The organism is Isoptericola sp. NPDC019482, assembly GCF_040632295.1.
GTDB lineage: Bacteria > Actinomycetota > Actinomycetes > Actinomycetales > Cellulomonadaceae > Isoptericola.
Genome location: NZ_JBEYBQ010000060.1, coordinates 1 through 10,957 on the forward strand (window position 1 = coordinate 1; position 10,957 = coordinate 10,957).

General features: G+C 74.6%; 13 protein-coding genes. 4 read left to right on the plus strand and 9 right to left on the minus strand.

Annotation, left to right across the window (positions count from 1 at the left end):
• Nucleotides 1-118 precede the first annotated feature (118 nt).
• Entirely contained in the window at nt 119-484 is a 366-nt protein-coding gene (locus ABZ493_RS21170) for a nuclear transport factor 2 family protein (RefSeq protein ID WP_430584086.1), read from the minus strand.
• 103 nt (nt 485-587) lie between these two features.
• Here ABZ493_RS21170 and ABZ493_RS21175 point away from each other — a divergent pair, with 103 nt between their 5' ends.
• Both ABZ493_RS21175 and ABZ493_RS21180 read left to right on the plus strand, forming a co-directional pair.
• Complete coding sequence (locus ABZ493_RS21175; protein WP_430584087.1) at nt 588-1,286, plus strand: FCD domain-containing protein; 699 nt, start codon at nt 588-590, stop codon at nt 1,284-1,286.
• 79 nt (nt 1,287-1,365) lie between these two features.
• Entirely contained in the window at nt 1,366-1,713 is a 348-nt protein-coding gene (locus tag ABZ493_RS21180; protein ID WP_430584088.1) for an STAS domain-containing protein, read from the plus strand.
• Here ABZ493_RS21180 and ABZ493_RS21185 read toward each other — a convergent pair.
• The 5 genes from ABZ493_RS21185 to ABZ493_RS21205 form a co-directional block, all read right to left on the minus strand.
• Entirely contained in the window at nt 1,682-2,131 is a 450-nt protein-coding gene (locus tag ABZ493_RS21185) for an RbsD/FucU domain-containing protein (protein WP_430584089.1), read from the minus strand. The two genes, ABZ493_RS21180 and ABZ493_RS21185, sit on opposite strands and share 32 nt — an antisense overlap.
• Before the next feature lies 1 nt (nt 2,132).
• The gene (locus tag ABZ493_RS21190) at nt 2,133-3,023 is read right to left on the minus strand and encodes a fumarylacetoacetate hydrolase family protein (RefSeq protein WP_430584090.1); all 891 of its coding nucleotides are present in this window, start codon (nt 3,021-3,023) and stop codon (nt 2,133-2,135) included.
• A gap of 99 nt (nt 3,024-3,122) precedes the next feature.
• Nucleotides 3,123-4,139: an aldo/keto reductase gene (locus tag ABZ493_RS21195; protein WP_430584091.1), complete on the minus strand. Its 1,017-nt coding sequence runs from the start codon at nt 4,137-4,139 to the stop codon at nt 3,123-3,125.
• Complete coding sequence (locus ABZ493_RS21200; RefSeq protein WP_430584092.1) at nt 4,136-4,912, minus strand: SDR family oxidoreductase; 777 nt, start codon at nt 4,910-4,912, stop codon at nt 4,136-4,138. Before ABZ493_RS21200 ends, ABZ493_RS21195 begins: the two co-directional genes overlap by 4 nt.
• Complete coding sequence (locus ABZ493_RS21205; protein ID WP_430584093.1) at nt 4,909-5,859, minus strand: amidohydrolase family protein; 951 nt, start codon at nt 5,857-5,859, stop codon at nt 4,909-4,911. The genes ABZ493_RS21200 and ABZ493_RS21205 overlap by 4 nt, the downstream gene beginning before the upstream one ends.
• A gap of 151 nt (nt 5,860-6,010) precedes the next feature.
• Here ABZ493_RS21205 and ABZ493_RS21210 point away from each other — a divergent pair, with 151 nt between their 5' ends.
• Nucleotides 6,011-7,330: an alpha-L-fucosidase gene (locus ABZ493_RS21210; RefSeq protein ID WP_430584094.1), complete on the plus strand. Its 1,320-nt coding sequence runs from the start codon at nt 6,011-6,013 to the stop codon at nt 7,328-7,330.
• Between the two features lie 13 nt (nt 7,331-7,343).
• Here the strand turns inward: ABZ493_RS21210 and ABZ493_RS21215 are convergent, their stop codons facing one another.
• Both ABZ493_RS21215 and ABZ493_RS21220 read right to left on the minus strand, forming a co-directional pair.
• A complete protein-coding gene (locus ABZ493_RS21215) occupies nt 7,344-7,874 on the minus strand; it encodes an SRPBCC family protein (protein WP_430584095.1) in 531 nt (176 codons plus the stop codon).
• Nucleotides 7,852-8,178, minus strand: a complete 327-nt coding sequence (locus ABZ493_RS21220; RefSeq protein WP_430584096.1) for a metalloregulator ArsR/SmtB family transcription factor — start codon at nt 8,176-8,178, stop codon at nt 7,852-7,854. The genes ABZ493_RS21215 and ABZ493_RS21220 overlap by 23 nt, the downstream gene beginning before the upstream one ends.
• Before the next feature lie 238 nt (nt 8,179-8,416).
• On the opposite strand from ABZ493_RS21220, the gene ABZ493_RS21225 reads away from it, so the two are divergent.
• The gene (locus tag ABZ493_RS21225) at nt 8,417-10,081 is read left to right on the plus strand and encodes a thiamine pyrophosphate-binding protein (RefSeq protein ID WP_430584097.1); all 1,665 of its coding nucleotides are present in this window, start codon (nt 8,417-8,419) and stop codon (nt 10,079-10,081) included.
• Between the two features lie 37 nt (nt 10,082-10,118).
• Here ABZ493_RS21225 and thyX read toward each other — a convergent pair whose 3' ends face one another.
• A complete protein-coding gene (thyX, locus tag ABZ493_RS21230) occupies nt 10,119-10,754 on the minus strand; it encodes an FAD-dependent thymidylate synthase (protein WP_430584098.1) in 636 nt (211 codons plus the stop codon).
• Between the last annotated feature and the right edge of the window lie 203 nt (nt 10,755-10,957).

The following is a 10,957-nucleotide window of genomic DNA, read 5'->3' on the forward strand; positions in this document are numbered from 1 at the left end:
GCCCTCCGGCGCGCCCTCACCCCGACCGCGGGGTTTATCGTCCGGGCGTTACGACCCCCCTGCGTTTTGAGCGTTATTGGGGGTATTTTGGGGTCGCGAATAGTCCCCGAAATCGCGCTCACAGCAGCGTCTGCTGGTACAGCGCGAGCCGGGGCTCCCCGTCGACGACGACGTAGGTGCTCGCCATGAGCGCGACGAACGGCGGGTCGTCGCCGCGCACGGCCCGCGCGCGGTAGACGAGCGCGGCGGCGCCGTCGGCGAGGCCGACGCGGCGCACGTCGTGCAGGTCGTACGAGTCCCACGGCGGGGCGCCGTCGAGCGACGCGACGACGGCGTCGCGGTCAAGCACGGAGCCGTCCACGAGCACCATGAGCGCCGACGGCGTCATGAGGTCGCCGTAGAACGCGCCGCCGGTGCTCCCGCACAGCGCGTCCCACCCCCGGCGTTCGAGGCCGAGCAGCCGGTCGAGCGTGAGGTCCACCATCGCGCCAGGCTACGGACCGCGCCGAGGGCCCGCACGGGCCGACGCCCGGATTCATCGGAGGAATTCGTGCGCCCGGCGGGCGGACTGGGACATAATCCAGGGCATGTCCCGCACCGATGAGGTCGTCGCCGGCGTCCGTCGCATGATCACCGACGGCGAGCTCGGCCCCGGCGACCGCCTCCCCGTGGAGAAGGACCTCGCCGAGCGGCTCGGCGTCTCGCGCGGCTCCCTGCGCGAGGGCGTGCGGGCCCTCACCGTGCTCGGCGTCCTCGACACCCGCCAGGGCGACGGCACCTACGTCACCAGCCTCGACCCGGCCCGGCTCATGTCCTCGCTGCAGTTCGTCGTGGACCTGCACGGCGACACCGGCGCCCGCCCGTTCCACGCCGTCCGGCGGGTCCTCGAGACCGAGGCCGCCGGCCTCGCCGCCCACCGCATCACCCCCGAGGCCCTCGCGGAGGCCCGCGACGTCCTCGAGCAGGCCGCACGCACCCTCGCGCAGGACGACGTCGACCACGCCGCGTTCATCGAGGCCGACACCGCGTTCCACCGCATCGTCGCCGAGCAGGGCGGCAACCCCGTGGTCACGGCCCTCGTCGAGGCGATCGCGGGCCGCACGTTCCGCGAGCGCCTGTGGCGCGGCCGGCACGAGGCGGGCGCCGAGGAGCGCACCCAGCGCGACCACGAGGCCGTGTGGCGCGCCCTCGCCGCGGGCGACGCCGAGGCCGCGCGCGTGCGCATGGCCGCGCACCTCCTCGACGTCGAGGAGACGCTGCCGGGCCCGGAGGCCACCGAGGACTGACTCCCTGCACCTAGACTGAACAGTCCCTGCGATCAAGCCACCGGTCACCAGCAGGAGACGCGCGCGAGAGGAACGGATCATGGCTGCCCACGGTGGCATCAACCTGAGCGACGACGGACTCCGGTGGGAGATGTGGGGCGAGATCGACGTCGCCGTCGCCCACGAGGTCTACGCCACGCTGGAGGCTGCGGGCGAGGGCCGCAAGACCCTCGACATGCGCAGGGTCACGTTCATCGACTCGTCCGGCGTGCGCCTCGTGGTCCTCGCGTGCGAGAACGGCCCGCACCCGCGGGTGGTCGGCGCTCCGCAGCTGGTCCGCGACATCTTCGAGATGATGAGCTTCGACATGCTGGTCGACTTCGTCGACGCCGACCCGGCGGGGTCCCTCGACGACGCTACGCGGACGGGGTCCGGACCCCGAGGGTGAGCAGCAGGTTGGCGTAGACCCGTTGGTCGCCGGTGGCGACCAGCACCGCGACGTCGTCGGACCGCGCGGCGTCGTAGAACGCGAAGCGGTCCAGCTCGTCCCAGCCGACGTCGGGCCCGAGCATCGTCCGGTAGCCGGTGTGCGCGGGGATCTCATCCCCCGCGGCGACGACGTCGCCGGCGACGCCGCCGGGCACCATGACGGCCGCGGACTCGACGGGCACGGCGTCGAGCAGCACCTCGAGCACCTGGTCCACGGTCAGCAGGCCGGGCCGCAGGTTGAGGTGCACGCGCGCGGCGCCGGGCCGGGCGCCGGTGGAGTGCGGGTAGTTCGCGTCGGCGAGCAGCACCCGCGACCCGTGCCCCGCCGCGGCGAGCGCCGCGACGAGGCCGGGGTGCAACAGCTGGTAGCGGAGCACGTCAGGCGGGGGCCGACGTCGTGGCCGGGACCCGCGCGGAGGCGAACGCGTGCCGCTGGCGGCCGAGGCCGTCGATCTCGACCTCGACGACGTCGCCGTCGGCCAGGTACGGGAACCGACCGGACAGCGCGACGCCCTCGGGGGTGCCGGTGCAGATCAGGTCGCCCGGCTCGAGCGTCATGTACTGCGACAGGTGGTGCACGATCTCGGCGACGCCGAAGATCATGTCCGTCGTCGACGAGTCCTGGCGGGGCTCGCCGTTGACGGACGACCGCAGCCGCAGCGCCCCCGGGTCCACCTCGTCGGCGGGCACCAGCGCGGGACCCGTCGGCAGGAACGCCGGGCCGCACTTGCCCTTCGACCACTGGCCGAGGGAGTCGTCGAGCTGCCACGCCCGCTCGCTGACGTCGTCCACCACGGTGTAGCCGGCGACGTGCGCCAGCGCGGCCTCGGGCGACGGCAGGTAGCTCGCCTGCGTCCCGACGACGATCGCGAGCTCGACCTCCCAGTCGACCTTGTCGGCGCCGGGCGGGATCGGCACCGTGTCGTCGGGGCCGACGACGGTGTTGGGGTGCTTGAAGAAGATGATCGGCAGGCGCGGCGGCTCGGCGCCGGACTCCCGCGCGTGCGCGGCGTAGTTCTGGCCCACGCACACGACGGCGGTGGGGCGCGCGATCGGCGGCCCGACGCGCAGGGCGTCCGCGCCGTCGAGCACGGGCAGCTCGCCGGCGGCGAGGGCGGCGCGCGTGCGCGCGATGCCGTCGGCGGCGAGGAAGGCGCCGTCGATGTCTCCCGAGCGGCCGCCGGTCAGCGGTCGAAGGTCGTAGGTGACGCCGTCGTGCGCGACGGCGGGGATCTCCTGGCCCACCGGGCCCAGGCGGAGCAGCTGCATCGATGTCCTCTGTTCTCTCTGGGGGGCGCCTCGATCATGCGCCCGGGTCGCGTCCTGGTCACATCCGTCCCGACATGCGGGCGGGTGCCGGCCCGCAGGTCAGGCGAAGGCGTCGGGGTGCGCCTCGGGGGCGAGCAGGCCGCGGTCGACGAGGTCGGCCCACAGGTCGGCGGGGACGACGGCGGCGTGCCGGTCCGCGGCCTGCCGCACCTGGTCGGCGGTGCGCAGCCCGACGACCGTGCTCGCCACGGCTGGGTGCGTGCGCACGTAGCCGAGCGCGGCCTGCGGCAGCGTGACGCCGTGCTCGGCGCACGCGGCGGCGATGCGGCGGGTGCGGTCGAGCAGGGCCGCGGGCGCCGGGGCGTAGTCGTAGGTCGCGTCGTCGGGCACGACGTCGCGCGCCAGCAGACCGGAGTTGTACACGCCGGCGACGACGACGGACGCGCCCCGCTCGAGGGCCGCGGGCAGCAGGTCCGCGAGGGCCGGCTGCTCCAGCAGCGTGAACCGGCCGGCGCACATCACCACGTCAACGTCGGCCTCGGCGACGAACCGGGCGAGCATCGCGGACTGGTTCATCCCCGCCCCGATCGCGCCGACGACGCCCTGTTCGCGCAGCTCCACCAGCGCGGGGACGGCCTCGGCGAACGCCTGCTCCTCGTGGTCGTCCGGGTCGTGCAGGTACACGACGTCGACGCGGTCCAGCCCGGTGCGCTCGAGGCTCGCCTCCAGCGACCGCAGCACGCCGTCGCGGGAGAAGTCCCAGACGCGCCGCGTCGCGGCCGGCACGTCGAAGATGTCGTCGTCGCGCCTGTCCGCCGTCTCGGGGGACGGCACCAGCAGGCGCCCCGCCTTGGTCGACACCACGTACTCGTCCCGGGGCCGCCCCGCCAGGCTCGCGCCCAGCCGGCGCTCCGACAGGCCGAGCCCGTAGTGCGGCGCCGTGTCGAAGTAGCGGACCCCGGCGTCCCACGCGGCGTCGACCGCCTCCTGCGTCTCGGCGTCCGTCGTCGCCCGGTAGAGGTTGCCGGCCTGCGCCGCGCCGTAGCCGAGGCTCGTCAGGCGGACCCCGGTGCCACGCACCTCCCGGGACGGCAGCACGGTGCCGCTCGCGGTCATGCCTGCTCCGGCGGGCGCACCCGCAGCTCGTGCATGCCGCCGTCGACGGCGAGCGCGGTGCCGGTGGTGGCGGTGGCGAGCGGGCTCGCGAGGTAGCAGACGGCGTGCGCCACGGCCTCCGGGCTCACCAGCTTCCCGGTGGGCTGGCGGGCCTCGAGCGCGGCGCGCTCGGCCGCCGGGTCGGAGGCGGCGTCGAGCAGGCGGCCCACCCACGGCGTGTCGACCGTGCCGGGGTTCACGCAGGTGACGCGGATGCCCTCGCGCACGTGGTCGGCCGCCATCGCGAGGGTGAGCGCCTGCACGGCGCCCTTGCTCGCGGAGTACAGGGCGCGCTGCGGCAGCCCGGACCACGACGCGATCGACGCGGTGTTGACCACGGCGGCGTGCTCCGACGCCCGCAGGTGCGGCAGCGCCGCCCGCGTCACGCGCACGATGCCGAGCACGTTGACGTCGAGCACCCGCAGCCACTCGGCGTCGTCGTTGTCCGCGACCGTGCCCTGCGCGCCGATGCCGGCGTTGTTCACGACGACGTCGATGCCGCCCAGCGTCTCGGCCGCCGCAGCGACCGCGGCCCGCACCGCCGCGTCGTCGGTGACGTCGGCGACCTCGGCCGCGGCCCCCTCGGGCACGCCGTCCCGCGTGCGGTCGATCGCGACCACCTGCGCGCCGCGCGCCAGCAGGGCGCGCACCACGGAGGCGCCGATGCCGGACGCTCCCCCGGTCACGATGGCGCGGATGCCGGCGAACTCCGGCGGGAGATCGGCACTGCTCACGGATACTCCTTCGTCGTGGTGGCGGGCTCGGTATCGAGCCCATGATCGAGCCCCGAGGTGTCGAGCACGTAGGTGTGGACGGCGGTGCGGCCGCGCACGGCGGCGCGCTCGTCGCCGGACAGGGACTCCAGCAGCTCGTCGGCGGCGGCCCACCAACGTCCGTAGCCGGAGGCGAGCAGGCAGACGGGCCAGTCGCTGCCGAGCATCAGGCGGTCGGGGCCGAAGACGTCGAGAGCATGGTCGGCGGCGGGGCGCAGGTCCGCGGTGGTCCAGGTGTCCCAGCGCGCCTCGGTGACCAGTCCGGACAGCTTCGCGACGACGTTCGGGCGGGCCGCGAGCGCCGCCAGGTCGGCGCGCCAGGCGTCCAGGGCGGCCGGGTCCCCGGGGTGGCCGACGACGTCGGGCAGCGCCGCGAGCGGCGGCTTGGCGAGGTGGTCGAGCACGAACCGGGTGTCGGGCAGGGCCGCGGCGAGGCGGGCGCACGACGCGAGCTGGTCGGCGCGCACCACGAGGTCGAAGGGCAGGCCCGCGGCGCCGACGGCGGCGATGCCGGCGTGCACGTCGGGCCGGTCGAGGTAGCCCGGGTCGGGCTCGGCCTGCACCATCGTCCGGATGCCGACGAGGCGGTCGCCGCCGGGGCCCTCGCGCAGCGCGGCGAGGCGGTCCTCGAGCGCCGGGTCGAGGAGGTCGGCCCAGCCCACGACGCCGGCGATGCGCGCCGCGCGCCCCGCGGGCGAGGCGGCGACGTCGAGCAGGTCCTCGGTCTCGGCCCGGGTGCTCACGCTCTGCACGACGACGGTCGCGTCGACGCCGTGGGCGGCGGCGGGCAGGTCGGCGGCGGTGAAGTCGGCGTCGATCGCGGCCATCGTCGCGGGGTCGATCCAGTCCTGCGGGTGCCGCGCGCGGACCCACAGGTGGTGGTGCGCGTCGACGACGACGTCGGACATGCGGACTCCCTCGGCCTGCGGACTGATTCATCCAATGTATAGGCGCCCCGGCCGCTTGCGCCAGCCCCGTCTGCGCCGACTATCCTCAAACTGCACGCGCAGACGTCATATCTCTGACACCCCCCTGCCCGCTCGACGAGGAGTGATCCGCATGACCACGGCCGCCCCGCCCCTGCGCCCCGAGCAGGCATGGTTCACCGAGGCCCGCTTCGGCCTCTTCGTGCACTTCGGCCTCTACTCCGCGGCTGCCCGGCACGAGTGGGTGATGAGCTTCGAGAAGCAGACCGTCGAGCAGTACGCACGGTACGCCGAGGTGTTCGACCCGGACCTGTTCGACGCGCGCGCCCTGGCCCGCGCCGCGAAGGACGCGGGGATGAGGTACGTGGTGCTGACCACCAAGCACCACGACGGCTTCGCCCTGTGGGACTCCGCCGTCAGCGACTACAGCATCGCCCGTACGCGCGGCCGCGACCTGGTGGCGGAGCTGGCCGAGGCTGTCCGCGCCGAGGGCCTGCGCCTCGGGCTGTACCACTCGCTCCTCGACTGGCACCACCCGGACTACACGATCGACGCCGACCACCCCCGCCGGGACGACCCCGACGCGCACGCCCTCAACGAGGGCCGCGACATGGGCCGCTACCGGGAGTACCTGCGCGCCCAGGTGCGGGAGCTGCTCACCGGGTACGGGCCGGTCGACTACGTCTTCTTCGACTTCACCGACACCCGCGAGCGGCGCGGCTGGCCCGGCAAGCGCCCCGAGGACTGGGACGCCGAGGGCCTCCTCGCGATGGTCCGCGAGCTGCAGCCCCAGGCCGTGGTCAACGACCGGCTCGGCATCCCCGGCGACCTCGTCACCCCCGAGCAGTACCAGCCCGACCAGCCGATGCGCGACGACGCGGGCGGGCTCGTCGTCTGGGAGGCCTGCCAGACCCTCAACGGCAGCTGGGGCTACGACCGCGACAACACGAGGTTCAAGGACCCGGACCTGCTGGTGCGCATGCTCGTGGACACCGTGTCCAAGGGCGGCAACCTGCTGCTCAACGTCGGCCCGGACGGGCGCGGCGCGATCCCGGCGCGCGACGCCGCCACGCTCGCCGCGCTGGGCGCCTGGACCCGCCTGCACGAGCGGTCGATCCGGGGCGCCGGGCCCGCCGAGCCCGACGTCGCGGCCGCCGTCGCGCCCGGGCTGCCGCCCGGCTCCGTGCTCACGCAGCGCGACGACCGCCTGTACGTGCACCTGTTCGCCTGGCCGTTCGGGCACGTGCACCTGCGCGGGCTCGCCGGCCGGGTGCGGTACGCCCAGCTGCTGCACGACGGCTCCGAGCTGCGCACCTCCGTGTCCGACCCGGACCAGAAGGCGTGGAACACCAACCCCGGCGGGCAGCCGCCCGGCACGCTGACGCTGCACCTGCCCACCGCACGGCCCGACGTCGCCGTGCCGGTGGTCGAGGTGTTCCTCGGCGAGGCGTGACCCCGCCGCGCCGTCACGACTCGGCGACCTCCCGGTCCACGATCGGGACCGGGATCCTCGCGGTCTCTGCCATCCGGCGCAGGTTGGAGCCCCAACCGTCGGGGCTCCCGACGGAGTCGCGCATCGCGGCCCAGCCCTCGCCGTGGCGGTCGAGGTGCCGGTGCTCGAGCGTCACCCGGGTGGTGCCGGCGTCGACCGCGGCGAACGACACGTGCACCTCGCTGCACCGTGCCGGGTCGGTCTCGACCTCCCAGCGCGGGCTGATGTCCCAGCTGAAGGCGAAGGCGGCGGGGCGGTCGAAGACGAGCACGCGACCCCAGGTGCACCGCTCGCCGGCGGGGCCGACGTCGGTGATGGTGCCGCCCACCCAGGGCTCGACGACGAACTCGGCCGTGTCCTCGAGCATGTGGTGGTCGGGGTCCCACCAGCTGTCCATGCGCAGGGTGAACACGTCGAAGACGTGCTCGAGCGGGGCGGCGACGTCCACCGCCACGGACACGGAGGTGGGGTCGGCGGCGGTCTCAGGTCGGGTCGGGGTGGTCATGGAAGGTCTCCTCTGCGACGGCGGCGAAGCTGTCGAGCGAACGGCGCCAGAACAGGTCCAGGTACTCGCGGAGCATCGCCAGACCCTCGGGGTCGGCGCGGTAGACGCGGCGGGTGCCGACGGCCTCGTCGGCGACCAGCCGGGCGTCCTTGAGCACGCGCAGGTGCTGCGAGACGGCCGGGCGGCTCACGGGCAGCCCGGCGGCGAGCTCCCCGACCGACGACGGCCGGGCCGCGACGCGCTCGTAGATCTCGCGCCGCGTGGGGTCCGCCAGTGCGGCGAACCCAGATATGTCAGTAGCCACTTACGGTAAGTTACGCCTGACGGTACGTCCTCACAAGACCCCCGTCGAAGATCGCGCCCGACCGGTGGATATACTCGCGGCGTCGAGGCGGACCCGCGCCGCCTTGCGCTCGAAAAAGGGGCGCACGGCAGCCCGGTCACCGGCAGTCAGCACGAGGCAGCACTGCGGACCGGCGTCGGGACCGCACGGGACACATACGGACGCACGCCACATCCGTCACTGTTCCCCTGGAGGCCTCGTGCCCACCGTGTCCGCCCATGTCGCCCGCACCCTCGCCCAGCACGTCGACCACGTCTTCGGCGTCATGGGCAACGGCAACGCCTGGTTCCTCGACGACGTCGAGCGCACCACGCCCGTCCGGTTCACCGCCGTCCGGCACGAGGCCGGCGGCGTCGTCGCCGCCGACGCCTACTTCCGCGCCTCGGGCCGCATCGCGGCCGCCACGGTGACCTACGGCGCGGGCTTCACCAACACGTTGACGGCGCTCGCCGAGGCCGCGCAGGCGCGCGTCCCGCTCGTCCTGCTCGCGGGCGACGAGCCGACGTCGGGCCCGCGCCCGTGGGACGTGGACCAGATCGCGCTGGCCGCCGCCGTCGGCGCGCGCACCTATACCGTCGGCCGCGCGGACGCCGCCGCGACCACCGTGATCGCCGTCGAGCACTCGCTCACCTACCGCGTGCCCGTCGTGCTGGCCATCCCCTACGACGTCGCCGCGCTCGAGGCGGGCACGGTGCCCGAGGCGCCCGCGCCCGCTCTCCCCGGGCCGCTCGCGCCCGCCGGCCCGTTCGACACCGCCGCGATCACCGACCTCGCGCGCGCCCTCGCCGGGGCCGAGCGACCCCTGCTCCTCGCGGGCCGCGGCGCCTGGCTGGCCGGCGCGAGCTCGGCGCTGGGCGAGCTCGCGGACGCCACCGGGGCGCTCACGGCGACGACGGCGCTCGGCCGCGGCGTCTTCCCCGACGGCCGGTACGACCTCGGCGTCGCCGGCGGGTTCGGCGCCGACGGCGCGATGGCGCTGGTGCGCGAGGCGGACGTCGCCGTCGTCGTGGGCGCGTCGCTCAACCCGTTCACGATGCGGTTCGGCGAGCTCTTCTCCCCCGGCACCCGCGTGGTCCAGGTGGACGTCGCGCAGGCCGCGACCCACCGGCACGTGGGCTCGTTCGTCCGCGGGGACGCCGCGCTCGTGACGCGGGCCCTGGTCGACGAGCTGCGCGCCCTCGGCGCCGCGCCGTCGGGCTGGCGCGACTCCGTGGGCGTCGCCGCCGCCCGCACCTACGACACCGGACCCGCGGACGGCCTCGCCGCCGACGGCCGCCTCGACCCGCGCGGCGTCGCGAGCCGCATCGGCGCGCTGCTCCCCGCCGACCGGGTGGTCGTCTCCGACGGCGGCCACTTCATCGGCTGGGCCAACATGTACTGGCCCGTGGCCTCGCCCGACCGCATGATGATGGTCGGCACCGCCTTCCAGTCCATCGGCCTCGGCTTCCCCAGCGTCGCCGGCGCGGCCGCGGCCCAGCCGGACGCCACCGTCGTCCTCACCACCGGCGACGGCGGCGGGCTCATGGCCCTCGCCGACCTCGAGACCGCAGTGCGCACCGCCGGCGGCCGCGGCGTCGCCGTCGTGTGGAACGACGCCGTCTACGGCGCCGAGGTGCACGTCTACGGCCGCCAGGGCCTCGCCGAGGAGCCCATGCGCATCCCCGAGACCGACTTCGCCGCGCTCGCCGCCGCCGTCGGCGCCGAGGGCGTCGTCGTGCGCTCGCTCGCCGACCTCGACCGGCTCGGGTCGTGGGCGCGCGAACCCGTCGACCAGCGCCGGTTCCTCATGCTCGACTGCCGCGTGTCGCCCACCGTCGTCGCGCCCTACCAGGAGGAGATCCTGCGGGTGAACCGGACCCGCTGAAGGGCGCGCCCGGGCGACGGCTCCCCGTGACGCCCCGTCAGGCCGTGTTCGACTCGCGCCAGACACGGTGCGTGACGGGCATGTGCTGGGCGAAGTGGTGCTCCATCTGCTCGGCCACGGCGCGGATCTCGAACAACGCGTCGGGTGCCGACCGCAGGTTCAGGAAGTGCATCAGGTTCCGCGGGTTCACCGTGGCCCAGAAGGACGTCATGACGTTGACGGGCAGGACGTCGCGGGCGACCTCCTTGGCGATCCCCGCGTCCAGCATGCGCTGGTAGGCCGCGTGCGGCCGGGCCGTGCTCTCCGTGATGGTCTCGCGCACCATCGCGACCTGCTCGGCCGTGCCTTCCTCGAAGCGGTACGCCCCCACCTTCCCCTCCTGGCGCAGCGGCCGGCCCGCGGGCGGGACGTAGTACCGGTCGGGCAGCACCGTGTAGCGGCCGCTGATCTCGTTGAACGAGAACGTGCGATGCCGCATGAACTCTCGGGCCACGAACAGCGGCGTCGTCACGACGAAGGTGAACTGCCCGTGCTCGAACGGCGACGTGTGCTGGTTGCGCCACAGGAAGCGGATGAGCCCCTCGACGCGACCCGGCTCCGCCTCCTTGGCGTGCGCCGCCTCGTCCTGGGATACCCAGGCTGCTCGAGCGACGTCGAGGTCGTCCGCGCTCACGCGGTAGAGCTCGACACTGGGGCTTCCACGAACTGGGGCTGCTGCGTGCGCACCTCGGGACGCCCGCCGCTCAGGCCGCCCCGACGTTCGTCCACAGGAGGATCCACACTCGAACGCCTGTTCGAAGGAGTGTCGGTGGTGGCTGGTTGACTTGCTCCATGACGACGCGCCAGCCCACCGCCGCCTCGCGGCTGGATGCTGCG